This window comes from Rathayibacter sp. VKM Ac-2762 (assembly GCF_009866585.1).
Lineage (GTDB): Bacteria > Actinomycetota > Actinomycetes > Actinomycetales > Microbacteriaceae > Rathayibacter.
Window position 1 is genome coordinate 1,398,663 of record NZ_CP047419.1, and the last position, 22,447, is coordinate 1,421,109.

Below are 22,447 nucleotides of genomic sequence, written 5' to 3' on the forward strand. Positions count from 1 at the left end.
TATCAGCCGCGGTGCGGTTCCTCCATGGACCGCGCCGACCCGGCCGGCCCTCCGCCCGTCAGCCCCGCGTCTCGTGCATCAGCAGCTCGACGCGCAGCCCGCCCCTCACCGTCACGATGCGGGCCGGCACGCGGGGCGACCTCCCCGCCTCCGAGAGCCGGGCGAGGGCGGCCTCGACCACGTTCTCGAGACCGCGCGGCACCTGGCCGACGAGCCCCGAGGGGCGCTGGGCCGCGAACAGGCGGACCGGCATCGGAGCGTCCACGCGCTCCTCCTCCGCGGTGCGGCGCGGGATCACGGCCGTGACCTCGTCCTCGCCGAGGGCGAGCACCCGCGCGATCTCGTCCTGGTGCGGCCGGGAGTCGGCGAGGCGGAGGAGGGTGTCACCGCGCCGCGACTTCGGGCGCAGCTCGTAGTCGTAGTCGTCGAGCTTGCCCGAGCCGCGGTCGTCGGAGGGGAGGGGGTTCGCGTCGCCGCGTCCGAACGGGAAGAGCTTCATGCCCCCATTGTCCAGCGCGCGGCCCCTCCCCCGCTCGCGTCAGGCGGTGCGCCGCATTCGAGCGATCGCCGCGAGCACCAGGACGAGCACGACGGCGACGAAGCCGAGCAGGACCGGGACGGCCGGCAGGAGCGCGAGCGCGGCACCGATCGCCAGGACCGGCACCGCGAGGCCGAGGTAGGCGGCGAGGAACACGGCCGCGAGCACCTCGCCGCGGGTCTCGTCGGTGGCGAGCGAGCCGGCGACTCCGAGCGCCAGGCGGAAGAGCAGGCCCACGCCCGCTCCCGCGAGCACCCCGCCGACGATGAAGGCGGACACCGAGACGATCACGGCGCCGGTCGCGACCAGCAGCAGCCCGGCCGTCAGCGCCACGGCCGCGAGGCGGAGCGCCGTCCGCGAGGACAGCCGGATCGAGACCAGCTGTGCGACGGCTCCGGCGGCGAAGACCCCGAAGGAGACCGCGCCCGCCTCGAGGTGGGAGGTCTCGCCGAAGCGCCCGGCGAGGAAGGTCGGCGCCAGCGAGGTGAAGAGGCCGAACACGGCGAACCCGGCGAACGCGCCGACCGCGGCCGAGAGGAAGACGCCGCGGGAGGCGGCCGGCACGGCCAGGCGCTGCGGACGGTAGGCCGGGAGGACCTCGCGCCGCTCGACCGTCTCGGGGACGAGCGCGACGCCGATCCCGAGGACGACCAGGAGGACGAGGAACACGGCGTACGGGACGACCAGGGGCTCGCGCACCGTCACGGCGAACACCCCGCCGACGAGCGGGCCGAGCGCCAGCCCGCCCATGTTCACGAGGGCGGAGACGGCGCGGGAGGTGCCGGGGCCCTCCTCCGGGCGGGCGACGGCGCGCAGCTCCGAGAGATGGGCGGTGGCCGTCGCGGTGAGCGCGCCGACGCCGAGCCCGGTCAGCAGGCGGGCGAGGATCAGCCCGGGCACGTCCGGCGAGAGCAGGAACACGGCGGCCGCCAGGACCTCGACGAGGATCGACGCGAGCAGGATCCGGCGGCGGCCGAGCCAGTCGCTGACGTGCCCGGCGAGGAAGAGGCTCGCCACGACTCCGACCGCGTACGCGGCGAAGACCACGGTGACGACGAAGGCCGGGAACCCGTCGCGCTGCTGGTAGATCGCGTAGAGCGGTGTCGGCACGGTCGAGAACGCCATCACCGTGAGGAAGGCGACGGCGATCACCCAGAAGCCGTGGCGGTGCGGGAGCTCGCGGCGGTGGACGGACGGGAGGGAGCGCTCGGTGGTGGTCACGGTGTCCACAGTGCTCCGCCCCATAATCCTTGTCCAACGGAGGATCTCGGATGGATTGATCGTCTCTGCTGGATAATGGGCGCATGGACGACCGCCAGCTCGCCGCCTTCGTCGCCGTCGCCGAGGAGCTCAGCTTCACCCGGGCGGCCGCGCGCCTGTTCGTCGTGCAGTCGACCCTCTCGGCGAGCATCCGCTCGCTCGAGCAGGAGCTCGGCTCGCCGCTGTTCGCCCGCTCGACCCGGCGGGTGGCGCTCACCGCGGTCGGCGAGGCGCTCCTGCCCTCGGCCCGATCGGCGATCGACAGCCTCGACCGGATGCGCTCGTTCGCGGCCGACGACGCGGCGGGGCTCCGCGGGCGGGTGCGGGTGGGCACCTTCTCCGCCCTCGACCTCGTCGACCTGCCCGGCGCCCTCGGCGTCTTCCGCACTCGGCACCCGCTGGTGGACCTGCTCCTGCGCACCTCGACCACCGGCTCCACCGGTCTCGCCGAGGACCTGCGCCGCGGCCTGCTCGACGCCGCTCTGCTGGCACTGCCGGCGACGCAGCTGCGGGGCCTGGCGGTGACGCGGCTGGTGCGCAGCGACTACGTCCTGCTGGTGGAGAGCGCGCATCCGCTCGCCGCGGCGGGACCGCCCTCCCCGCAGGACCTCGACGGGCTCACCTTCGTGGACACGCCCGCCGGCTTCGGCAACAGGGTCGCCGTCGACCTCGCCTTCCGCGAGGCCGGGGCGTCGCGCCGGGTGGCCACCGAGGTCGCCGATCTGCCGGGGATCCCCCGCTTCGTGCAGGCGGGGCTGGGTCCGGCGATCGTGCCGCGCGCGGGCGTCGAGCCGCTGGAGGGCGTCACGGCCCTCGCGCTCGACTGGCCGGGGCTGGTCTGGGAGCTCTCGGTCTGCACGGCGCCGCGCCCCTCCGCCGCGGTGCAGGCGCTCACGGCCGTGCTGGCGGAGCGCTCGGCCTAGGCCTCAGCCCTCGCGCAGGGGGCCGCGGACGATCGAGTCGCCGGAGTGCTCCGGGTCGTCGTCGAACGGCTCCTGGGAGACGTCCACGAGCGAGTACTCGGCGAGGTCGACGTCATCGGGCACGGCGAAGACGCCGTCGGTCCCGTCGAGCACGCCGAGGCCTACCAGCCCGGAGGCGTCGGCGGCGAGGAGCCAGACCTCCCGGTACGAGTCGTCCGCGCTCTGCGCATCGAGGTGCACGTGCAGGCGGCGGGCGCCGTCGGCGTCCTCCAGCTCCGCGGTTCCGCTCGCTCCCTGCCAGTCGGGGAGAGCGGCGAGATCAGCGCGCGCCACGACGGCGGCGGTGTCGTCGCTCCGCGAGGCCTGCCACCAGGCTCCGCCCGCGACCCCGATGACGAGCGCGCCGAGAGCGGCCAGCACGGCGCTCAGAGCGCGGGGCCGGCGGCGGCGCGCGGGACGGTGCCGTCCCCGGGGAAGTGCGAGCGGAGGCGGCACGGCAGCCGCCGACGACGGAAGGGCGCCGGGCCCGAGGTCGCCGAGGGCGAGCTCCTCGCGGATGCGGTCCCAGACGATCGCGGGCGGCGCCTCCAGCTCGACAGCACGGCTCGCACGGCCCAGGCCCGCGGCGTGGCCGAGCTCGACCAGCTGCCGGGCGCAGTCGGGGCAGTCGCGCAGGTGGGCCTGCTCGGCGTCGCTCGAGTGCTCGCCGAGGGCGAGCAGGGCGAGCTCGTCGGGATCGAGGTGGGTCATGTGCTGCTCACCTCCAGGCGGGAGCGGAGCCGGTCGAGGCTGCGGCGGATGTGGCTCTTGACGGTACCGAGCGGCAGGCCGGTGCGCTCGGCGATCTCGGTGTGGGTGAGGTCCTCGTAGAAGGCGAGGCCGATCACCCGCCGGGGGACGGGATCCAGGCGGGCCAGCTCGTCGGCGATCAGGATCCGCGCCTCGAGGTCGACGGGGGACTCCCCCTCCTCGACCGGCGTGACGGCGACGAGAGCCTCGGTGAGCCTCCGCTCGCGCGCCCGCGCCTCGTGCGCGTCCGCGATCCTCCTCCGGGAGATCCCGACCAGCCAGGCTCCGAGAGCCGCCCGTCCGGGGTCGAAGCCCGAGCGCGAGGTCCAGGCCGAGACGAACACGCGCTGCACCACGTCCTCCGCGTCGCCGCGGTCGCCGAGCGAGCGCAGCGCCAGCGTGAAGACCAGCGGCGACCAGCGCGAGTACGCCTCGGCGAGCGCCGCCTCCTCCCCTGCGGCGAAGCGGCGGCCGAGCCGGGCCACGAGAGCGCTGTCGGCCTCGGCGCCGTCGGCGGGCTCGATGGTCTCGATCAGGGGATCCCTCCAGGGCTGCGGGGAGCGCTGCCGCCCGGGGGCGTGCGGCGCTGCGAGGCTCATCGTACGTCGCTGAGGCTCGGGCGGGCGGATCAGCCGGCCGGGACGGCCGTGACCACCACGTTGCTGAGGTAGTGGCGGGTGTCGTAGTCGAAGTCGCCGCCGCAGGTGATCAGGACCAGCCGCGGCGGTCCGTCGGCGGCGAACACGGCCGAGAGGTCGACCGTGGTCTTCTCCGTGGTCTCCACCGTCGAGACGGTGTACGCGCGCTCCGCGCCGTCCGCGCCGGTGAGGGTCACGGTCTGGCCCGGGACCGCCTTCTTCAGCTCGACGAACGGCCCGAGGCCGTAGGCGAGGGAGTCGACGTGCGCGGCGATCACGACCGTGCCCTCCGGCTCGTCGAGGCCGGCGCCGAAGCGGTACCAGCCGGCGACCTGCGTGTCGGGCACGAGCTCCATCGTGCCGTCGTCCGCGACTCCGACCGGCTCGACGGCCATGTCGACGGGGAGCCCGTCGACGACGAGCCGCTCGGGAGCGAGCGCGGTGGGGGCGGGGGTCGCGCCGAGCCGGGCGTCCGCCACCGGGACGGACGGCACCGCTTCCGGCAGGGCCGCCGCGGGCGAGGAGGGGACCGTGGCCGGCACCGGCTGCTGGGGCGCCGAGGAGACGGCGGCGGGAGCGGGCTCCACCCGGGACTCCTGCGCCGCGCATCCGGCGAGACCGGCACCGGCCACGATCAGCCCGACCACGGCGAGGACGCGCAGAGGGAAGGGGCTCCGGCTCATGGCGTCCTCCTGGGTCGTGGTCGGGGCTGCCGGGACGGCCGCGCTCCAGCACGGCCGACCCGGCGGTCGGATCCTCGGGTCAGCGACGCGAGGCGGCGGTGCGGCGGCCGATCAGCACAGCGCCGGCAGCGGCGAGGGCGGCGAGCAGTGCTCCGCCCCACCAGCCCGCGGCGGCGTCGGGGCGGTTGTCCGCCGCGAGGCCGGCCTCACCGGCGGGGACGCCCGACGGCGAGGAGTGCAGTCCGTCGATGGTCTGCGTCGCGAGAGCGAGGTTGCCCTTCTCCAGGCTGCCCCAGGCGTAGACGATCGTGTTCACGCCCTCCTGGACCTGCACGTCGGCCGGGCCGATGACCGGCGCGGTGGTCCCGGTCGCGGCGACCACGGTCGAGATCGTGGCCGGGGCGAGGTTCAGCACGCCCTCGTTCGGGTTCGTCACGTTCGTCAGGACGGGCGACCCTCCGGCGAGGATGTCCACGGCCGGAGCGGCGGCGATGTGGCGGACCGTGAGCCGGCCCTCGCCCGCGGCGGTCTTCGAGATGTCGTTGGTGAAGAGGGTCGCGGTGGGGGTGTTGTCCGGCTTGAGGTGCGCCGCGACGGTGTAGCTCTTCCCCGCCTCGAGGCTGATGTCGATCGGGCCGATCACGGGGGCGCTGGCGTCCGCGGCGGTGGAGGCCGTGATGGCGACCTTGTAGGTGCCGGTGGGGAGGTCGAGCGGGCCGGCGAGCGAGCCGGGGGTGAAGTCGTCGAGCGTCAGCTTGCCGTCGACGTAGACGTCGACCGGGGTGTCGGGGACGGCGTGCAGGACCGAGAGGTCGGCCGAGTCGGCGTCGGCGGCGGCGGCGGGCGTGGCGGCGATGCCGACGACGGCCAGGGTTCCGATGCAGGCACCGGCGAGCAGGCTGCGGGAGAAGCGGGAGGTGGTCACGGTGTTCCTCTTTCACGATGGGACCCGCGTGGGGTCGGGGGGTGGTCGAGAAGGGCCTTCACCACTACTTCCTGCCGAGGCGCCTCCTCGGATGCACCCGGTCTGAGATTCCTCGAAAGAATTCCCACCGGACGCGTCGAGGGCCCCTCGCAGCGCTGGCCCGAGCGCCCGCGCCGGGCTAGCCTCCGACCAGGAGGTGCGGAGGATGGGCAGGCGCGGCGTGGTCCTCCTCCTCGCCGCCGCGGCGCTCACCACGGCGGCGGTCGCGGGCGTGCAGGGCTCCCTCGCCCCCCGGGCGCCGGTCGCCGACCAGGCCGCCGCCGCCTCCGACGCCCCCGCCCAGTGCGACGACGCCCGGGAGCTGCTGGCCGCCTCGTCCGCCTTCGAGGGCGGAGCGGGCGTGCCGGCCGGCCACCTCGTGGCCTGCCTCGACGAGGACCACCGGCGCCTCACGATCCACAACCGCACCCCCGTCGTCTGGAGTCTCGGCGACTCCTCGGTGCGGGGCGTGACGAGCGGGACAGACGGAGTGACGGGGCTGCTGAGCCTGCACGCGTCGCAGTCCTCCTCCGGGCTGCTCCTCGCACCCGGATCGGCGGCCTCGGTCTCGGCCGGCGACGGGAGGATCAGACCGCGGCCCGACGAGCCCTCGACCCGGCTGCAGCTCGCGCTCACCGCGGTGGTCGCGGCTCAGGATCAGGCGATCGGCCCCTCCGCCGGTCCCGACAGCATCATCCGCGGCGCCGCGCTCACCTGCGCGGTCGTGGTCGCGGAGTCGGACACCGGCTGGCGGGTGACCTCGCCGCGGGCTCTCGCTGCGGCGGCCGAGGACCCGGTGTGCGCGCGCGACTGGGCCCGCGCCCAGCGCAGCGCGGCGGCGTGGCGGATCGCCCTGCCCGGGCTCGTCGACGCCGTGGAGGCTCCCGGCCGCCCCGAGGAGGACACGGCGCTCCAGCGGGCCGCGGCCGACTGGTTCTCGGCCTCGAGCGGCTACTCGTGGGGCGGAGTCGACCGCCCCGCTCCCCTGCCCTGACCGGCGCCGCGCGCCTCGTCCGCCCGGGAACGCGGAACGGGCCGCCCTCCGCGAGGAGGACGGCCCGTTCGGCAAGAAGTTCGCGGTGTCATCGAGACCGCGCCCTGCTCCGGGAGGAGCTAGCGGCGCAGACCGAGACGCTCGATCAGCGAGCGGTAGCGGTTGATGTCCACATCCGACAGGTAGCCGAGGAGTCGACGACGCTGACCCACGAGCAGCAGCAGACCACGACGCGAGTGGTGGTCGTGCTTGTGCTCCTTGAGGTGCTCGGTGAGGTCCTTGATCCGCTTGGTCAGGACGGCCACCTGCACCTCGGGGGACCCGGTGTCACCGGGGTGGGTCGCGTACTCTTCGATGATCGCCTTCTTGACATCTGCTTCGAGTGCCATATATGGGATCCCCTCTCTCTCGTTGCGCGGTGCCCGGCGCCTGATGCGTGGGCTCTCTTGATCCGCGGCCGTCGAACGGCAACCGGACGACTCTACCAGAGGGAGGGCGGTATCAGGAGCCGGTGGCCCGGTTCCAGAGCACGACGAGCCACGGCGAGACCAGCAGCTGCCAGTAGACGAGCACGAGGACGTTGAGGACCACGCCGATCCAGCCGGCGATCGGCGGGCGCTTCTCGCGACGCCGGGCGCGGAGGGTGGAGACGGCGAGCAGGATCCCGGCGAGCAGGACCGCGTGCACGAGCGCGGTGTAGAGCACGCCGACCAGCAGATCGCTGACGGCCTGGTCGCCCGGGTAGGCGCCGAGCGAGATCAGTGCGTACCAGACGAAGAACGACAGCGGGACGGCGAGGACGGCCAGGAGGACCGAGACGATCCCGGCTCCGTAGCGGCGGAGGAACCCGCGGGCTCCCGAGGCCGTGGCACCGGTCCGAGCGGCTCCGGCGCGGACGCCGCCCGTGGAGCTGCGCCGACCGCCCGTGGCGGCCGCCGCGCGACGCGCGCCCGCCTCGGCGGCGGTGCGGATCGAGCGTCGCGAGGGGGCGGCTCCGGCTGCTCGCGGGGCAGGAGGACCCTGACGCCCGGGCGCGCCGTCGGATGACGTGCTCATGCCTCTCACCCTAGGGGATGACCCCTGAGCCCCCGGATCGGCGCGACGCGGCCCGCCGGGGCGGCGGAGTCAGCAGAATGGAGCGAGTGAGCCAGACCCCCCGCGCCCCCCGGCGCAGCCACGTCCTCGACGTCTCCCCCCTCCGCGAGTCCCCGGCCTTCGCCCGGCTCTGGGCCGGCAACGTGATCTCGGGCATCGGCGGCCAGATGACGATCGTCGCGGTCGGCCTGCACATCTACGAGCTCACCGGATCGACCCTCGCGGTCGCGCTGGTCGGCGTGGTGGCGCTGGTCCCGACCGTGATCGCCGGCCTCTACGGCGGGATGCTCGCCGACGCGTTCGACCGCCGCCTGGTGCTCCTGCTCGCCGCGGTCGTGGCCTGGGGCTCGACCGCGGGGATCGCGGCCCTCGCCTGGCTCGGCGCCGAGACCCCGCTCTCCCTCTACGTGCTCACCGCCGTGAACGCGGTGGCGACGACGGTGATCGTGACCACCCGGATGACGCTGGCTCCGCGGCTGCTCCGCACCGAGCTGGTCCCCGCCGCCGCCGCGCTGGGCGGCATCGCGAGCGGAGTCGAGGTGACCGTGGGGCCCGCCCTCGCCGGCGTGCTGGTCGCCTCCTCCGGCTTCGCGATCACGTACACGATCGACGTCGTGCTGTTCCTCGCCGCGTTCCTCGGCATCGCGGGGCTGCCGGCGCTCGTGCCCGAGGGCGAGCGGCAGCGGCCGGGGCTGGAGTCCCTCCGCTACGGCCTGGGCTTCCTGAAGGGCGCCCCGAACATCCGGATGTCCTTCCTGGTCGACATCGTGGCCATGACCTTCGGACAGCCGCGCGTGGTCTTCCCGGCGGCCGCCGCCGTGCTGCTCGGCGGAGGCGCGGTGACGGTGGGCGCGCTCACGGCCGCGTTCGCGATCGGGGCGCTGATCAGCGGCGTCTTCTCCGGCCGGCTGTCCGGGGTCCGACGGCAGGGCCTCGCGATCGGCCGCTCGATTCAGGTGTACGGAGCGTTCGTCGTCGCGTTCGGCACGGTCCTGCTCGGTGCCGCACTCGTGCAGCACGACGCGTCGGCGCCGAACGCGGGGCTCATCGCGCTGGCGGCGGTCGCCCTGGCCGGCGCGGGCGCCTCGGACAACGTCAGCTCGATCTTCCGGCAGACGATGCTGCAGACCGCGGTCCCGGACAACATGAGGGGTCGTCTCCAGGGCGTGTTCATCGTCGTGGTGACGGGCGGCCCGCGGGTCGGCGACCTCTACACGGGACTGCTCGCCTCGCTCGCGCTGCTCTGGCTGCCGCCGCTCGCGGGCGGGCTCGCGATCATCGCGATCCTCGCCGCGGTGCTGCGCCTGCGGTCGGGGTTCCGCGCGTACGACGCCCTGCACCCGACGGCCTGAGCGGAGGGGCGTCTCCCTCGAGTCGGACGGGACAGCGCGCCCGCCCGCTCGGCTCAGGCCGGCGGACGGGCGCGCCGGCGATCAGTCGCCGGAGGCCGCGTCGGCGCCGCCGCCGTCGGTCAGCCGGTCGTCCGAGACCAGTCCGCTGTCGTCGTCGCGGCCCTCGACCCGCACCGGGCGGTAGACGTGGAAGCCGTCGTCGTCGGGCTCCAGCTCCCAGACCACCTCGACCTCCTCGCCGTCGATGTCGGCCAGGCGGGTGAAGGAGCGCTGCGGGGAGCCGTCGATCATCTCGAGGCGGATGCTCTCCTGCTCCGCTCCGCTGTCGAGGATGGCGGTGTACGTCGATTCGGTGTCCATGGCTCGACGCTAGACACGCGCGGGGAGGCGTCGCCACCCCTTGCGGCGGCGCACGGTCCGCGTAGCGTCGGCACCATGACCGACACCGACATCACTCCCGCCGACTCCGACGACCGCGAGCAGATCACCGAGATGGTGAAGAGCGCCGGGATCGGGCTCCTCACCACCGTCAACGCCACCGGGCAGCTCGTCAGCCGTCCGCTCAAGGCCCAGGACATCGACTTCGACGGCGAACTGTGGTTCTTCACGCAGGACCCGTCGCCCAAGGTCGACGACATCCGCGCGAACCCGAGCGTCAACGTCGCGTTCGAGTCGAAGAAGGGCTACCTGTCCGTGGCCGGCTCGGCGACCGTCGTGCACGACCCGGCGAAGGTGGACGAGCTGTGGTCCCCGGCCGTCGCCGGCTGGTTCCCCGACGGCAAGGACGACCCGACCGTCGCGCTGATCCGCGTCGAGGCCGAGACCGTCGAGCTGTGGGCGACCGACGAGCCCCGTCCGGTCGTGCTGTTCAAGGTCCTCAAGGCCGCCGTCACCGGCGGACAGCCCGACATCGGAGAGAACCGCACCGTCTCCTTCGAGTGATCCCTCCCCCCGGGGCGCCGCCGGGGCGCGGCGCCTCGCGGGGACAGGCGTCAGGCGCCGCCGAAGCGCTCGGTGCGGACGCGCTCGGGCGCGTGGCCCTGCTCGACCAGGGCGGTGGCGACGGCCTCGACGAACGAGGTCGGGCCGCACACGTAGACGGTCGGCTCGAGCGGGGCCGGCAGAGCCGCCTCGGCGAGCAGCTCCGGAGTGACGCGGCCGGCCGGACGCGCCGCTCCCGCCGGCGCCACCCGGGTGAAGACGTGGTCCACCGCGACTCCGCCCGTCGCGGCCGGCCGCTCGGCGAGCGCCGCCAGCTCCTCGCGGTAGTAGGCGAAGACGGGCGAGCGGACCGAGTAGAGCAGCTGCATCCGCGCCGCGCTCCCGGACCGGGCGTGCTCGCGCGCCATCGCCATCAGCGGCACCACGCCGCTCCCACCCGCGATCAGCTGCACCGGCTCCGCCTGCTCGGGGCGCCAGACGAACCAGCCGCCGATCGGACCGCGGATCTCGAGCCGGTCGCCCGCCTCGAGTCCGTCGACCAGGTACGGGGAGACCTCCCCGTCGTCCAGCCTCTCGACCGCGAGCTCGACCCGCTCCCCGTCGGCCGGGGCGCCGATCGAGTAGGAGCGGCTCGCCTGGTAGCCGTCGGGCGCGGTGAGGCGCACGTCGAGGTGCTGCCCCGCCAGGTGGCCCGGCCACCCGGGCACGCGGAGCACCAGGAGGCGCGACGTGGGCGTGAGCGGCGCGACCGACTCGGCCACCGCCTCCGTCCACATCACCAGTAGCGCTCCTCTTTCCAGGGGTCCCCGTGCATGTGGTAGCCGTTCTGCTCCCAGAAGCCGGGCTCGTCGCCGGGCATCAGGCGGAGCGTCCGGACCCACTTCGCGCTCTTCCAGAAGTAGAGGTGCGGCACCAGGAGCCGGGCGGGGCCGCCGTGCTCGGCCGCGAGGGGCTTCCCCTCGAACTCGGTGACGACCCAGGCCCTCCCGCCGCGGATCTCGGCGAGCGGGAGATTCGTCGTGTAGCCGCCGAAGCTCTGCGCCATGACGAAGCCGGCGTCCGTCTCCAGGCCCTCCAGCAGCGTGTCGACCGAGACGCCGCGCCAGCTGGTGCCGAGCTTCGACCACCGGGTCACGCAGTGGATGTCGGTGTGCACGTCCTCGTGCGGGAGCGCGTCGAACTCCTCCCGGTTCCAGCGGCGGACGCCCGCGGGGCCGCCGTCGATCGAGAAGGCCCACTCGTGGATGTTCGGGGTGGGCCCGATCGAGAGGACCGGGAAGCCGTTCTCGAGGTGCTGGCCCGGCGGGAGGTCCGGGTCCGCCTCCCTCTTGCCGAAGAAGCCCCGCGTGATGATGCCCATGTCCGCCCTCGTCGTCCTCGGGGTCTGGCCCCGGATCGCTGGAAACCGCTCGTCGCGCTCACGCTACCGCTCGGCGCTACCGCATGCGGGCCCGCCGGGCGAGCCCGGGACCGTGTCGGACGTCGGTGCCAGGATCGGGGCATGAGACGAACCGTCGTGCCGCCGTACCTCCTCGTCCGCATCGCCCGCCTCGACGATCCGGCCTTCGCCCGGGCCGCGCGGGCCGCGAGCCGCTCGCTCGAGCAGGACGTGCCGTTCCGGCGCGTCCGGCCCGGAGAGCCCGCGCCCGACCGCGGGGCGCCGACCGCCACCGCGACGTCCTCGCCGCGCACCCGCGTGCAGTCGCTCCAGCGCACCATCGCGGACGCGCGGACCGAGGAGACCCTGCCCGGCACGGTCGTCCGCCGCGAGGGCGAGGCGGCCACGGGGGACGCGGCCGTCGACGAGGCGTACGACGGCCTCGGCGCGATGTCGGCCTTCCTGCAGGGTGCGTACGGCCGCGACTCGATCGACGACGCCTGGCTGCCGCTCGACGCGACCGTGCACTTCGGCGACGACTACGACAACGCCTTCTGGGACGGCTCGCGGATGGTCTTCGGCGACGGGGACGGCCAGGTGTTCCGCCGCTTCACCGTCTCGCAGAGCGTGATCGGCCACGAGCTCGCCCACGGCATCACCGAGTACACGGCGAACCTCGTCTACCGCGGCCAGTCCGGGGCGCTCAACGAGTCGGTCTCGGACGTGTTCGGAGCCCTGCTGGAGCAGTACGGCGCCGGCCAGAGCGCCGACGAGGCGAGCTGGCTGATCGGCGAGGGGCTCTTCACCGACGAGGTGCAGGGCACGGCCCTGCGGTCGATGATCGCCCCCGGCACCGCGTACGACGACGACGTCCTCGGCTCCGACCCGCAGCCGGGCTCGATGGCCGACTACGTCGAGACCGACGACGACAACGGCGGAGTGCACATCAACTCGGGGATCCCCAACCGCGCGTTCGCCGTGGCGGCGACGACCCTCGGCGGGAAGGCGTGGGAGCGCGCAGGGCAGGTCTGGTACGACGTGCTGACCGGGGGCGTCCTCACCGCGACGGCCGACTTCGAGGCGTTCGCGGCGCTCACCGTGCAGGCCGCCGCCGAGCGCTACGGATCCGGCTCCGAGGTCGAGGCCGCCGTGCGCACCGGCTGGACGACGGTCGGCGTGACGCTGTCCGCCTGAGCCGGTCCGCTCGAGGGCGGAGGCGGGTAGCATCGCGCGCATGGACGTCATCGTGTCGCGCAGCGGCGGATTCGCCGGCCTCCGCCGGGTGTGGCGGGTCGACGTCGAGCAGCAGCCCGACGAGCGCGCCTGGCGCGACCTGCTCGGCTCGCTCCCCTGGGACGCCGCCGACGGCGAGTCCCCCGGCCGGGCCGACCGCTTCGTCTACGAGATCCGCGTGCAGACGCACCACGTCCGCCTCGGCGAGACCGAGCTCGACGGAGCCTGGCGCGAGCTGGTCGACCGCGTGAAGAAGGCGCAGCCCCGTTAGGAGCTGCGCCTTCGTCGTGTGCTCGGAGCTACTTGGTGCCGAGCAGGTCGATCACGAAGATCAGGGTCTTGCCGGAGAGCGGGTGCCCTCCGCCGGCCGGGCCGTACGCCAGCGCGGGCGGGCAGATCAGCTTGCGGCGGCCGCCGACCTTCATCCCCGGGATGCCCTGCTGCCAGGCGCGGATGAGGTTGTTGAGGGGGAAGTTGATCGACTGGTCGCGGCTCCAGGAGGAGTCGAACTCCTCGCCGGTGTCGTACTCGACGCCGAGGTAGTGGACCTCGACGGTCGAGCCGGGCTGCGCCTCGGCGCCGTCGCCGACGACGATGTCCTCGACGACGAGGGTGTCGGGGGCCGGGCCCTCAGGGGCGTCGACCTCGGGCTTGGTCAGGTTCTCGCTGCTCATGCCTCGATCCTACGGCGCTCGGGAGCGGAGTCTGGGAGCGGGCTGCGAGCACTCACTCCACGAGCGTGAGGCGCTGCGTCGGCCGGGTCATCGCGACGTAGAGCGATGCGGCGCCGCGCTCGCCGGTCTGCGCGATGAGGCGAGGGCGGGCGATGATCACGGAGTCGAACTCGAGCCCCTTGGCGTCGTTCGTCGACAGCACGGCGATCGCGCGGTCGAGCCCGGTCGCTCCGCGGCCCACCTCCCGGCCGAACCGCTCCTCGAGGCGCTCGGCGATCGCGGCGAGGTCGTCGTCGGGCGCGATGACCGCCAGCGTCCCCTCCGCCTCGATCGCCCGGTCCTCGACGACGGCCCCCAGCACCCGCTCGGCGAGGCTCGCGTCGCCGCGATCGCGGATCGTCCGCACCGGCCACTCGGTGGAGCGCACGGCCTCCCCCGGCGTGATCTCCAGCCCGTTCTCGCGCGCCGTCCGCTCGGCGAAGGCGACGATCTGCGCGGGCGTGCGGTAGTTGACCGTCAGCTCCTCAAGGCGCCACGGCGCCGCCTCCACTCCCCGGCCCTGGCGGCCGAAGGTGTCGCGGAGCGCGGCGTCCCAGCTCGAGGCGGCGGAGGCGCCGGACGCCTGCGCGACGTCGCCCACGATCGTGAACGAGCGCATCGGGCAGCGGCGCAGCAGCACCCGCCACTGCATCGGCGAGAGCTCCTGCGCCTCGTCGACCACGACGTGCCCGTAGGTCCAGGAGCGGTCGGCCGCGGCCCGCTCGGCGGTGGTCCCGAGCACCGAGCGCTCGGCGAAGCCGGCCGCGAGGTCCTTGGCGTTGACGAGGCCGTCGACGCCCATGTTGCGGATGGCGGCCTCCGCGTTCTCGACGTCGCGCTTGCGCTGCTCCTTCTCGGCCTTCTTCGAGGCGTCGGCGTGGTCGTCGTAGGCGCCGAGCAGCTCCGCGGCCTCGTCGAGCAGCGGTACGTCGGAGACCGTGAACGGAGCGTCGCGGTCTCGGCGGAGGAGGGAGCGCTGCGCGGCGGTCCAGCGCGGCGTGAGGGTCGCGAACCAGTTCGGACGGGCGTAGAGGTCCTGCAGCAGCTTCTCGGGGGTCAGCGGGATCCACGCGGTGTTGAGAGCGACGCGGACGTCGTGGGCGGTCCGCACGTCCTCGCGCAGCACCGCCTCGTCGGCCTCGTCGACCGTGCTGCCGTGGCTCCGCAGCTGATCGGCGAGCTGGCGGGTGAGCTGCGAGAGCAGCGTCTTGACGAAGGAGACGCGCGCCTCGTTGTGCGGCTTGCGGGTGTCGCGCGCGCGGGTGATCGCGCGCTCCACGTCCTGCGGCTCCAGACGGAGCTTCTCGCCGTTGACGTCGAGCACCTGGGTCTCGGCCGGGACGGTCTGGCGGGAGCGGACCGCGCGCTTGAGCAGCTCCGCCATGCGCGCCGAGCCCTTCACGCGGGCGACCGCGGGCACGTCCTCCTCGACGAGGTCGAGGCCCGGGTAGAGCTGGCCGAGCGTCGAGAGGACGACACCCGTCTCGCCGAGCGAGGGCAGCACCGCCTCGATGTAGCGGAGGAAGGAGCGTGAGGGGCCGACCACGAGCACGCCGGAGGAGGCGATGCGGTCGCGGTAGGAGTAGAGGAGGTAGGCGGCCCGGTGCAGGGCGACCGCGGTCTTGCCGGTGCCCGGCCCGCCCTGCACGACGAGCACGCCGCGCAGCTCGGACCGGATGATGCGGTCCTGCTCGCTCTGGATGGTCGCGACGATGTCGTGCATCCGGCCGGTGCGCTGCGCACCGAGGGCCGCCATGAGCGCGCCCTCGCCCTGCAGCACGGTGCCCTCGCGCAGCAGCTCCTCGTCGAAGACCTCGTCCTCGAAGCGGAGGACCTCGCGGCCCCGAGTGGTGAGGTGGCGCCGGGCGCGCGTCCCCATCGGCCGGGCGGCGGTGGCCTGGTAGAACGCGGCCGACTGCGGGGCGCGCCAGTCGAGCAGCAGCGTGTCCTGCTCCTCGTCGCGCAGGCCGATCCGGCCGATGTAGCGGTGCTCGGCGTCGGCGTCCGCGAGCGTCAGCCGGCCGAAGGCGAGCCGGTCGTCGGCGCCGGTGAGCGAGCGGATGCGGTCCTCGTAGAGCCGCGCGTAGGCGTCGCGCTCGGAGCGGCTCTGGTGGTTGCCGCCGACGCTCTCGATGCGGACCGTGTCCAGAGCCTCGCGGGCCTGGGCGATCAGCTCGTCGAGGCGGGCGTAGAGCGCCGCCACGTAGTCGCGCTCCCGAGAGAGCTCGGTGGCCTGCACAGTGCTGCCGTCCGTCATCGTCCGCCTTCCGAGGGTCCGCCGCCGCGGGCCGGGAGGCGCGGGATGCGCTCCGGGGGCCGCGGGAAAACAGGCGGTCCAGTCTACCGAGCGATCCGAAGCGGCCCGTCCCGACAGCGGGATCCGGATGCCTCTTGCGCTCGGCGCCGCGGAGGAGCATCCTCTCTCTCACGAAGAGCTCGACGCCCCGTCCGAGCAGCCGGCCCTGCCGCTGCCGCAGGGCGTCGAGCTCTTTCTCGCGGGAGCCCGTCCTCCGTCCGGTCATCGACCGGGAAGAGAACCGGACGGCCCCGCGTTGCACGCCCCATGGCCACTCCGAGCAGCAGCGTCACCGCCCCCTCCCGCGCCTCGATCGACCTCACGGAGTCGGCACGCGCCGACTGGGAGTCGTGGCTCGCCCGACGCGTCGAGCGCGTCACCGGACCCCGGGGCGATCTCGCCCTCGTCGAGACGCGCTGGCTCGAGCCCGGCGAGAGCGTCGACGACGAGCAGGCGCTGGCCGGCTACGGCCCCTCGGCGACCCTGACGCGGATGCGCCGCGAGAACCTCGACACCGGCGAGCCCGAGTACGGCTACCGCGTCTGGGACGCGGCCTCCGACGGCATCCGCTCCTTCGACGCCATCGAGACCTTCCCGTTCGACGCCGCCTGGGTGCTCGAGGCGTGGTTCGAGCCGGTCGCCGAGGATCGCACGGTCCCGTTCGAGCACCTGCGCGACAACGGCGCCACCCGCGAGCTCGTCGTGCCCGGCGACATCACCTTCTCGCTCGTGGACGACGGGCGCGCCCGCGAGTACACGGTCGCGGCGTTCGACGACGGCGGCACGCTCCTCGTCCCGTTCGGCGACCCGACCAACCGCAGCGACGACCCGGAGCTCGCGAGCTACCCCGTCGGCCGCTTCCTCGTCGTGCAGCGGATCGGCGGCGCGGCCGACGCGGGCACCCGCGGTCCGGTGCTCCTGGACTTCAACCGGGCGTACATCCCGCCGTGCGGCTTCTCGCCCCACTACAACTGCCCGCTGCCGCCCGCGCAGAACCGGCTCGGCGTGCCCGTGACGGCCGGCGAGCGCCGCGTGCGCAGCGCCTCCGCCTAGCGCGCCGGGGCTGAGCGGGGGCGGCCCCGGCTCAGCGGGTGAGCACCGCCCGGCGGGCGACGAGCTCGTCGAGCAGGACCTGCTCGTCGACCGCTCCGGTGCGTCCGCCGCGGCCGAGCAGGAGGTGCTGCCGGTGGTGCGCGAGCCGCGTCGCCGAGCGGAGGAAGTCCCGCATCGCCCGCGGCCGGTCCCCTCCCGCGCTCCGGGCCCAGCGAGCGGCGGTGCGGCGCCCCTCCGCGGTGCCGATCATCCGCACCTCGGCCGGCGAGAGCCAGCCGGCGACGGCGTAGTCGTCGAGCCGCTGGAGCGTCACGCGCCGCTCCTGCCGGCGCAGCAGCACCACCACGACCACGGCGACCGCGAACAGCGGCACCTGGACCACGCCGTAGAAGCCGAACCAGTCGGACACCAGGAACGACGAGCCGTTCCAGAGCGCGTGCAGGAACGCGGCGAGCGCCAGCCCGAGCAGGGCGATGGGCAGCCGCGCGACGGCGGGCCGGTTCGAGGCGAAGCCGAGGGCCGCGCCCGTGCAGGCGGTGAAGAGCACGTGCGCGAAGGGCGAGAGCACCCCGCGGAGGAAGAAGGTCACGGCGAGCGAGCCGAGACCGCCCTCCACCAGCGCGCTGCCGAAGTAGAGGATGTTCTCGACGAAGGCGAACCCGGAGGCGACGACGGCCGCGTAGACGATGCCGTCGACGGGTCCGTCGAAGGTCCGGCGCCAGATCAGCAGGACGAGGAGGACGCCGATCCCCTTGGCCGTCTCCTCGACCAGCGGCGCCTGGATCACGGCGCCGACGAAGTCGGATCCGCTCGGCTGCTGCCCGGACGCGTAGACGGCGATCTGCACGCCGAGGTCGACCAGGAGCGCGATCGCGACGGACCCGGCCGCGCCCCAGAGGAACGCGAACCACAGGCCCAGCGCGGGCTCCGGCTCCCACCGGTCGACCCAGCGGACGCCCAGCAGGACCACGGTCAGCGGGACGAGGGCGATGACCGCGCAGATCCCCGCGGCGCTGACGCCGAGTCCGAGGACCACGTAGGCGAGCACGAGCAGCAGCAGGATCCCGAGGAGCGCCACGCCGATCGAGCCGAGCACGGTCGGCACGACGGAGGGGCGGGCGGTGGCGGGCGGTGCGGGCGGCGGATAGGCGCTCATGGGGCCGACAGTAGGGCACGGGCCGGGTGCGCTGTCGGCGGTTGACACGCGCCGGGCGCGTGGAGGAGGGCCGGGGTGCGGACGCCCGTGTCCGATTCCCGCTCCTCCTCGACGCCGCCGCGTGCGAGGCTCGAGGCGTGCCCGACTCCGATCCGCTCTTCGAGGAGCGCTACCGCGCCGTCGCCTCCCGCGACTCCCGGTTCGACGGTCGGTTCCTGACCGGCGTGCACTCCACCGGCATCTACTGCCGTCCGAGCTGCCCCGCCATCACTCCGCGGCGCGCGAACGTGCGCTTCTACCCGACGGCCGCCGCCGCGCACGAGGCAGGGCTCCGCGCCTGCAAGCGCTGCCTGCCGGACGCCGTCCCCGGCTCCCCCGAGTGGAACCTGCGCGACGACACGGCGGCGCGCGCCATGCGGCTGATCGCGGACGGAGTGGTCGACCGCGAGGGGGTCGAGGGGCTGGCCGCACGGCTCGGCTACGGCGCGCGCCACCTCGGCCGCATCCTGCGCGAGGAGCTGGGCGCGCCTCCGCTGGCCCTCGCGCGCGCCCAGCGCGCCCAGACCGCCCGGCTCCTGCTCACGAGCACCGACCTGCCCGTGTCCGACGTCGCCTTCGCCGCCGGCTTCACGAGCATCCGGCAGTTCAACGCGACCCTGGCGGAGGTGTACGAGCGGACCCCGACGGCCCTGCGCGCCTCGGCCCGCGGCACGCGCTCCGAGGCGAGCGTCCACGACGGCGCGACCACGCTGGAGCTCCGGCTGGCAGTGCGGGCTCCGTTCGATCCCGGGGTGCTCGACGTGCTCGGCGGCGCCGCGCTCCCGGGCATCGAGGAGGCGTCCCCCGGCGGCTACGCGCGCTCGCTCGTCCTGCCCGGGGGCGCGGCACTGGTGCGGCTGGCGGCGGACGGGGAGAGCGTCCGCTGCAGCGCGACGCTCGTCTCCGTCGCCGACGTCGGGCCGCTGGTCGCCCGGGTGAGGCGGGTTCTCGACCTGGACGCGGACGCCCGGGCCGTGGACGAGGCCCTCGCGGCCGATCCCGCACTCGCTCCGAGCGTCGCCGCCCGCCCCGGTGTCCGCGTGCCCGGCTCCGTCGATCCGGCCGAGACGCTGGTGCGCGCGCTGCTCGGCCGGCGGGAGGCCGCACGGCTGGTCGCGGCGCTCGGCGCGACGCTCCCGGAGTCCGTGGCGAGCGGATCGATCGCACGCGCCTTCCCCTCCCCCGCGGTGATCGCCGAGCACGCCGCCGACGTGCTCCGCGGATCCGCCGACGTGCTGGTGCGGACCTGCACGCTGCTCGCCGAGGGAGCCCTGCGGCTCGACGCCGACCGAGAGGAGCTCGCCGAGCAGCTGCTGGCGGTCCCCGGGATCGACGCGGCCACGGCGGCCGAGGTGGCACAGCGGGCGACCGGAGATCCCGACGTCCTGCTCACAGGGGATCCCGTGCTCCGGCGAGGCGCGGCGGCGCGCGGCCTGCCCGCCGGCGAGCGCGGGCTGGCCGAGGCCGGGCGCCGCTGGGCGCCCTGGCGCAGCTACGCCGGGGCGCGCCTCGCGGCCGCGGTCACGCCTCCGGCGCGGGGTCGATGATCGGGAGCGCCGCGGTCATCGCCTCGATGCCCGAGAGTCGGGCCGGCGAGATGAGCCTCATGACCTCTTCGCGCGACATCAACCCCGCCTCGACCACCAGGTCGGCGATGTTGCGGCCGGTCGCGAGGGCGGCCTTCGCGAGGGCGGCGGACGCGGTGTAGCCGATGCTCGGCGTGAGCGCCGTCACGACCCCGACCGAGGAGGCGACCATGGCCTCGAGCCGGTCGACGTTCGCGGTGATGCCGTCGATGCAGTTCTCGCGGAGCGTCCTGCAGGCCTGCGTCATCCAGGTGATGCTCTGCAGCAGCGAGTGCGCGATCACCGGCTCGAAGGCGTTGAGCTGGAGCTGACCCGCCTCGGCCGCCATCGTGACCGTGACGTCGGCCCCGGCCACCGAGTAGGCGACCTGGTTGACCACCTCGGGGATGACCGGGTTCACCTTGCCGGGCATGATGCTGGATCCCGCCTGGCGCGGAGGCAGGTTGATCTCACCGAAGCCGGCCTGCGGGCCCGAGGAGAGGAGCCTCAGGTCGTTGCAGATCTTGGACAGCTTGATCGCGGAGCGCTTGAGCGCGCTCGAGAACGACATGAAGACGCCGGTGTCGCTCGTCGCCTCGACGAGGTCCTGCGCCATCTCGAGGTCGAGGTCGGTGATCTCGTTGAGGTGGCGGACCGCGGCCGCGCCGTAGCGCGGATCGGCGGTGATGCCGGTGCCGATCGCGGTGGCTCCGATGTTGACCTCGGCGAGCAGCCAGATGGTCTCGGAGAGACGGGCGTGGTCCTCGCCGAGGGTCGTCGCGAAGCCGTGGAACTCCTGGCCGAGCGTCATCGGCACCGCGTCCTGCAGCTGCGTGCGGCCGACCTTCAGGACGCTGCCGAACTCGACCGCCTTGCGGGAGAACGACTCGCGCAGCAGCGCCAGCTCGTCGAGCAGGCGGCGCAGCGACCAGGTCATCGCGATCTTGATCGCGGTCGGGTAGACGTCGTTGGTGGACTGGCTGCGGTTGACGTCGTCGAGCGGGTGCAGGTGGGCGTAGTCGCCCCGCTCGAAGCCGCCGATCTCGAGTGCGACGTTGGCGACGACCTCGTTCGCGTTCATGTTCGTCGAGGTGCCGGCGCCGCCCTGGATCACCCCGACCACGAACTGGTCGTGGAACTCGCCGTCGATGATGCGGCGGCACGCGGTCTCGATCAGCTCGGCCTTGGCGGGGGCGAGGCTGCCGAGCTCGGTGTTCGCCCGGGCGGCCGCGAGCTTGACCGTGGCGAGGGACCGGACGAGATCGGGGTAGATCGAGATGGGGCGCTTCGAGATCGGGAAGTTGTCGAGGGCCCGCGCCGTGTGGATGCCCCAGTAGGCCTCGGCGGGTATCTCCATCGAGCCGAGGGAGTCGCTCTCGGTGCGCGTGGCGGGGGTCTCGGTGTCGTCCAGGGCTCTGCCTTCCGGGTCGCGGTCGGGGAGGGTGCTCGGTGCGAGGGTCACGTCCAGCTCCGTTGCTGTCGTCGTGCGGCCCCGGAGGGTGCAGGGGGCTCGCGAACTGCGCGGCCAGCCTATCGCCGGGGCGCGGGGCGGCGGCGGACGCGGGCGCGGAGCGTCCGGTAGACGGGCGCGGAACGACCGCGCCTCCCGCCGCCGGAGCGGACAGGAGGCGCGGGACGCGGGAAGCGGCGGATCAGCGGTAGTCGCTGCCCGACGCGAGGGCCGCGAGCGGCACGAGCACGACCACGACGAGCACGGCGATCGCGAACAGCAGGACGAGGCCGAGCATGACGGAGTTGAGCACGATGCCCCAGATCGAGAGCGTGCGGCCGGTCGGCTCCCTCCGCAGGCCCAGGATGCCGAAGACGAGGCCCGCGGCCGGAGCGATCACGGTCAGTCCGAAGAAGACGGAGGTGACGCCGAGGATCAGGCTGGTGAGCGAGAACGGGGTCGAGGGCGCCGGGGCGAGCGCCGCGGGCGGGACGGCGGGGGTGCCGTAGGGGGCGCGGGCCTGCTGCGAGGAGGCGGGCTCCTCGGCGGCGGGGCGCTCCCCGGCGGACGGCCGCTCCTCGGTGAGGACGGCGGTCGCGCCCAGGTCCACGGTCGGCTGCTCGTCGGCGGGGGTGGAGAGGCGGGCGGTGCGGTCGTCGGTGGTCACGGTGTGCTCCTTCTCGGGTGCCGGTCGCCCGGCGGGATGCGGTGCCGCCGGGCGGGCCGACGGTGCTGCCGGTGTGCTCCGGCGATGCCTTCACGCTACGGACGCGCCCGGACCCGCCCCATCCGGGGAACCCCCGGAACTCGGGGGCGATCCCCCGCCTCGACGCGGGGGCGGGTGCGAGACTGGTCCCGGCGCGAGGAGGCGGCGATGGACGACGACGAGCTGCGGCACCGCACCCGGGACCGCAAGGGCGCCCGTGCCGTCTGGTTCGCCGGGCTCTCGGCGCTCGCCGGCTTCGTGGTGATCTCCCCCGTGATCTCCCTCACGGCGACCGTGATGGTGTGGGGGTCGCGGCGACGGATCGGCACCCTCAGCGACCGGAACGGGCTGGTCGCCGTCAACTGGCAGCTCACCTACCTCGCGCTCCAGCTGATGCTGGTCCCGCTGCACCTCGCGCTGGTGTCGGTGCGCGACTCGCTCGGCGCCGACTGGCCGCTCGCGACGATCTCGGCGATCCTCGCGCTGGCCGTGCTCAACCTCGTGCTGTGCGTCGTCCTCGGGATCCGGTCCGGCCAGGGACGCACCGTGCGCCTCTGGATCGCCGTGCCCTTCGCCCGCTCCACCCGTCCGCCGCGCTGACCGTCCGGGGACACCAGGCCCGGCCTCTCTCCGCTACGGGGACTCCGCCCGGCGTGTCCGCGGCGCGGTGCCCCCTCGAC

The 22,447-nt window shown here is 74.3% G+C and carries 25 protein-coding genes; 9 read left to right on the forward strand and 16 right to left on the reverse strand.

Annotated features, from left to right (window positions below; all coding sequences use genetic code 11):
• Nucleotides 1–58: 58 nt before the first annotated feature.
• Together GTU71_RS06610 and GTU71_RS06615 are read right to left on the reverse strand one after the other, a co-directional pair.
• Nucleotides 59–499: a hypothetical protein gene (locus tag GTU71_RS06610; RefSeq protein WP_104226292.1), complete on the reverse strand. Its 441-nt coding sequence runs from the start codon at nt 497–499 to the stop codon at nt 59–61.
• Between the two features lie 39 nt (nt 500–538).
• A complete protein-coding gene (locus GTU71_RS06615; protein WP_244230650.1) occupies nt 539–1,759 on the reverse strand; it encodes an MFS transporter in 1,221 nt (406 codons plus the stop codon).
• Between the two features lie 83 nt (nt 1,760–1,842).
• Here GTU71_RS06615 and GTU71_RS06620 point away from each other — a divergent pair, with 83 nt between their 5' ends.
• Entirely contained in the window at nt 1,843–2,721 is an 879-nt protein-coding gene (locus GTU71_RS06620) for a LysR family transcriptional regulator (protein WP_104224809.1), read from the forward strand.
• Between the two features lie 3 nt (nt 2,722–2,724).
• On the opposite strand, the gene GTU71_RS06625 is transcribed toward GTU71_RS06620, so the two are convergent.
• The 4 genes from GTU71_RS06625 to GTU71_RS06640 form a co-directional block, all read right to left on the reverse strand.
• A complete protein-coding gene (locus GTU71_RS06625; RefSeq protein WP_159939520.1) occupies nt 2,725–3,471 on the reverse strand; it encodes an anti-sigma factor in 747 nt (248 codons plus the stop codon).
• Nucleotides 3,468–4,109 (reverse strand): sigma-70 family RNA polymerase sigma factor, encoded by a 642-nt coding sequence (locus GTU71_RS06630; protein WP_104267078.1) that lies wholly within the window; start codon nt 4,107–4,109, stop codon nt 3,468–3,470. The genes GTU71_RS06625 and GTU71_RS06630 overlap by 4 nt, the downstream gene beginning before the upstream one ends.
• Nucleotides 4,110–4,138: 29 nt before the next feature.
• A complete protein-coding gene (locus GTU71_RS06635; RefSeq protein ID WP_104262705.1) occupies nt 4,139–4,831 on the reverse strand; it encodes a class F sortase in 693 nt (230 codons plus the stop codon).
• 79 nt (nt 4,832–4,910) lie between these two features.
• A complete protein-coding gene (locus GTU71_RS06640) occupies nt 4,911–5,756 on the reverse strand; it encodes a DUF4397 domain-containing protein (protein ID WP_104224813.1) in 846 nt (281 codons plus the stop codon).
• Between the two features lie 205 nt (nt 5,757–5,961).
• Between GTU71_RS06640 and GTU71_RS06645 the strand changes: the two genes are divergently transcribed.
• Nucleotides 5,962–6,789 (forward strand): hypothetical protein, encoded by an 828-nt coding sequence (locus GTU71_RS06645; protein WP_104283796.1) that lies wholly within the window; start codon nt 5,962–5,964, stop codon nt 6,787–6,789.
• A gap of 119 nt (nt 6,790–6,908) precedes the next feature.
• On the opposite strand, the gene rpsO is transcribed toward GTU71_RS06645, so the two are convergent.
• Together rpsO and GTU71_RS06655 are read right to left on the reverse strand one after the other, a co-directional pair.
• Nucleotides 6,909–7,178, reverse strand: a complete 270-nt coding sequence (gene rpsO, locus GTU71_RS06650) for a 30S ribosomal protein S15 (protein WP_068252328.1) — start codon at nt 7,176–7,178, stop codon at nt 6,909–6,911.
• Between the two features lie 112 nt (nt 7,179–7,290).
• Nucleotides 7,291–7,845: a hypothetical protein gene (locus GTU71_RS06655; RefSeq protein ID WP_104224815.1), complete on the reverse strand. Its 555-nt coding sequence runs from the start codon at nt 7,843–7,845 to the stop codon at nt 7,291–7,293.
• Between the two features lie 86 nt (nt 7,846–7,931).
• Between GTU71_RS06655 and GTU71_RS06660 the strand changes: the two genes are divergently transcribed.
• Nucleotides 7,932–9,236 carry an MFS transporter gene (locus GTU71_RS06660; RefSeq protein WP_244230651.1) on the forward strand — a complete coding sequence of 435 codons (1,305 nt, stop codon included), beginning with the start codon at nt 7,932–7,934 and terminating at the stop codon, nt 9,234–9,236.
• An 81-nt stretch (nt 9,237–9,317) separates the two neighbouring features.
• Here the strand turns inward: GTU71_RS06660 and GTU71_RS06665 are convergent, their stop codons facing one another.
• Complete coding sequence (locus GTU71_RS06665) at nt 9,318–9,596, reverse strand: hypothetical protein (protein ID WP_104224817.1); 279 nt, start codon at nt 9,594–9,596, stop codon at nt 9,318–9,320.
• A 75-nt stretch (nt 9,597–9,671) separates the two neighbouring features.
• Here GTU71_RS06665 and GTU71_RS06670 point away from each other — a divergent pair, with 75 nt between their 5' ends.
• The gene (locus tag GTU71_RS06670) at nt 9,672–10,178 is read left to right on the forward strand and encodes a pyridoxamine 5'-phosphate oxidase family protein (RefSeq protein ID WP_104224818.1); all 507 of its coding nucleotides are present in this window, start codon (nt 9,672–9,674) and stop codon (nt 10,176–10,178) included.
• Between the two features lie 50 nt (nt 10,179–10,228).
• On the opposite strand, the gene GTU71_RS06675 is transcribed toward GTU71_RS06670, so the two are convergent.
• Together GTU71_RS06675 and GTU71_RS06680 are read right to left on the reverse strand one after the other, a co-directional pair.
• On the reverse strand, nt 10,229–10,954 hold the full coding sequence (locus tag GTU71_RS06675) for a ferredoxin reductase (RefSeq protein ID WP_104283799.1): 726 nt from the start codon (nt 10,952–10,954) through the stop codon (nt 10,229–10,231).
• Nucleotides 10,954–11,538: a molybdopterin-dependent oxidoreductase gene (locus tag GTU71_RS06680; protein ID WP_104224820.1), complete on the reverse strand. Its 585-nt coding sequence runs from the start codon at nt 11,536–11,538 to the stop codon at nt 10,954–10,956. Before GTU71_RS06680 ends, GTU71_RS06675 begins: the two co-directional genes overlap by 1 nt.
• A gap of 141 nt (nt 11,539–11,679) precedes the next feature.
• Here GTU71_RS06680 and GTU71_RS06685 point away from each other — a divergent pair, with 141 nt between their 5' ends.
• Both GTU71_RS06685 and GTU71_RS06690 read left to right on the forward strand, forming a co-directional pair.
• Nucleotides 11,680–12,750: a M4 family metallopeptidase gene (locus tag GTU71_RS06685; RefSeq protein ID WP_104224821.1), complete on the forward strand. Its 1,071-nt coding sequence runs from the start codon at nt 11,680–11,682 to the stop codon at nt 12,748–12,750.
• Between the two features lie 40 nt (nt 12,751–12,790).
• A complete protein-coding gene (locus GTU71_RS06690; protein ID WP_104239032.1) occupies nt 12,791–13,060 on the forward strand; it encodes a protealysin inhibitor emfourin in 270 nt (89 codons plus the stop codon).
• Nucleotides 13,061–13,088: 28 nt separating this feature from the next.
• Here GTU71_RS06690 and GTU71_RS06695 read toward each other — a convergent pair whose 3' ends face one another.
• Together GTU71_RS06695 and GTU71_RS06700 are read right to left on the reverse strand one after the other, a co-directional pair.
• Entirely contained in the window at nt 13,089–13,463 is a 375-nt protein-coding gene (locus tag GTU71_RS06695; protein WP_104226280.1) for an FKBP-type peptidyl-prolyl cis-trans isomerase, read from the reverse strand.
• Between the two features lie 52 nt (nt 13,464–13,515).
• Entirely contained in the window at nt 13,516–15,759 is a 2,244-nt protein-coding gene (locus tag GTU71_RS06700) for a UvrD-helicase domain-containing protein (protein ID WP_159939522.1), read from the reverse strand.
• A gap of 306 nt (nt 15,760–16,065) precedes the next feature.
• On the opposite strand from GTU71_RS06700, the gene GTU71_RS06705 reads away from it, so the two are divergent.
• Entirely contained in the window at nt 16,066–16,851 is a 786-nt protein-coding gene (locus GTU71_RS06705) for a DUF1684 domain-containing protein (protein ID WP_159939523.1), read from the forward strand.
• Between the two features lie 31 nt (nt 16,852–16,882).
• Here GTU71_RS06705 and GTU71_RS06710 read toward each other — a convergent pair whose 3' ends face one another.
• Nucleotides 16,883–18,007: a PrsW family intramembrane metalloprotease gene (locus GTU71_RS06710; protein WP_104233243.1), complete on the reverse strand. Its 1,125-nt coding sequence runs from the start codon at nt 18,005–18,007 to the stop codon at nt 16,883–16,885.
• Between the two features lie 137 nt (nt 18,008–18,144).
• Here GTU71_RS06710 and GTU71_RS06715 point away from each other — a divergent pair, with 137 nt between their 5' ends.
• Entirely contained in the window at nt 18,145–19,593 is a 1,449-nt protein-coding gene (locus tag GTU71_RS06715; protein WP_167305249.1) for an Ada metal-binding domain-containing protein, read from the forward strand.
• Here GTU71_RS06715 and GTU71_RS06720 read toward each other — a convergent pair.
• Nucleotides 19,568–21,022 carry an aspartate ammonia-lyase gene (locus GTU71_RS06720; RefSeq protein WP_258060401.1) on the reverse strand — a complete coding sequence of 485 codons (1,455 nt, stop codon included), beginning with the start codon at nt 21,020–21,022 and terminating at the stop codon, nt 19,568–19,570. The two genes, GTU71_RS06715 and GTU71_RS06720, sit on opposite strands and share 26 nt — an antisense overlap.
• 241 nt (nt 21,023–21,263) lie before the next feature.
• On the reverse strand, nt 21,264–21,728 hold the full coding sequence (locus GTU71_RS06725) for a DUF4190 domain-containing protein (RefSeq protein ID WP_104250160.1): 465 nt from the start codon (nt 21,726–21,728) through the stop codon (nt 21,264–21,266).
• A 207-nt stretch (nt 21,729–21,935) separates the two neighbouring features.
• Between GTU71_RS06725 and GTU71_RS06730 the strand changes: the two genes are divergently transcribed.
• A complete protein-coding gene (locus tag GTU71_RS06730; RefSeq protein ID WP_159939525.1) occupies nt 21,936–22,367 on the forward strand; it encodes a DUF4870 domain-containing protein in 432 nt (143 codons plus the stop codon).
• Nucleotides 22,368–22,447 lie beyond the last annotated feature (80 nt).

Bases quoted from the DNA above. Each gene is read 5' to 3' on its own strand.
- GTU71_RS06610 (WP_104226292.1), bottom strand. From the start codon at position 499: ATGAAGCTCTTCCCGTTCGGACGCGGCGACGCGAACCCCCTCCCCTCC.
- GTU71_RS06620 (WP_104224809.1), top strand. From the start codon at position 1,843: ATGGACGACCGCCAGCTCGCCGCCTTCGTCGCCGTCGCCGAGGAGCTC.
- GTU71_RS06625 (WP_159939520.1), bottom strand. From the start codon at position 3,471: ATGACCCACCTCGATCCCGACGAGCTCGCCCTGCTCGCCCTCGGCGAG.
- GTU71_RS06630 (WP_104267078.1), bottom strand. From the start codon at position 4,109: ATGAGCCTCGCAGCGCCGCACGCCCCCGGGCGGCAGCGCTCCCCGCAG.
- GTU71_RS06635 (WP_104262705.1), bottom strand. From the start codon at position 4,831: ATGAGCCGGAGCCCCTTCCCTCTGCGCGTCCTCGCCGTGGTCGGGCTG.
- GTU71_RS06645 (WP_104283796.1), top strand. From the start codon at position 5,962: ATGGGCAGGCGCGGCGTGGTCCTCCTCCTCGCCGCCGCGGCGCTCACC.
- rpsO (WP_068252328.1), bottom strand. From the start codon at position 7,178: ATGGCACTCGAAGCAGATGTCAAGAAGGCGATCATCGAAGAGTACGCG.
- GTU71_RS06655 (WP_104224815.1), bottom strand. From the start codon at position 7,845: ATGAGCACGTCATCCGACGGCGCGCCCGGGCGTCAGGGTCCTCCTGCC.
- GTU71_RS06665 (WP_104224817.1), bottom strand. From the start codon at position 9,596: ATGGACACCGAATCGACGTACACCGCCATCCTCGACAGCGGAGCGGAG.
- GTU71_RS06670 (WP_104224818.1), top strand. From the start codon at position 9,672: ATGACCGACACCGACATCACTCCCGCCGACTCCGACGACCGCGAGCAG.
- GTU71_RS06675 (WP_104283799.1), bottom strand. From the start codon at position 10,954: ATGTGGACGGAGGCGGTGGCCGAGTCGGTCGCGCCGCTCACGCCCACG.
- GTU71_RS06680 (WP_104224820.1), bottom strand. From the start codon at position 11,538: ATGGGCATCATCACGCGGGGCTTCTTCGGCAAGAGGGAGGCGGACCCG.
- GTU71_RS06685 (WP_104224821.1), top strand. From the start codon at position 11,680: ATGAGACGAACCGTCGTGCCGCCGTACCTCCTCGTCCGCATCGCCCGC.
- GTU71_RS06690 (WP_104239032.1), top strand. From the start codon at position 12,791: ATGGACGTCATCGTGTCGCGCAGCGGCGGATTCGCCGGCCTCCGCCGG.
- GTU71_RS06695 (WP_104226280.1), bottom strand. From the start codon at position 13,463: ATGAGCAGCGAGAACCTGACCAAGCCCGAGGTCGACGCCCCTGAGGGC.
- GTU71_RS06700 (WP_159939522.1), bottom strand. From the start codon at position 15,759: ATGACGGACGGCAGCACTGTGCAGGCCACCGAGCTCTCTCGGGAGCGC.
- GTU71_RS06705 (WP_159939523.1), top strand. From the start codon at position 16,066: ATGGCCACTCCGAGCAGCAGCGTCACCGCCCCCTCCCGCGCCTCGATC.
- GTU71_RS06710 (WP_104233243.1), bottom strand. From the start codon at position 18,007: ATGAGCGCCTATCCGCCGCCCGCACCGCCCGCCACCGCCCGCCCCTCC.
- GTU71_RS06730 (WP_159939525.1), top strand. From the start codon at position 21,936: ATGGACGACGACGAGCTGCGGCACCGCACCCGGGACCGCAAGGGCGCC.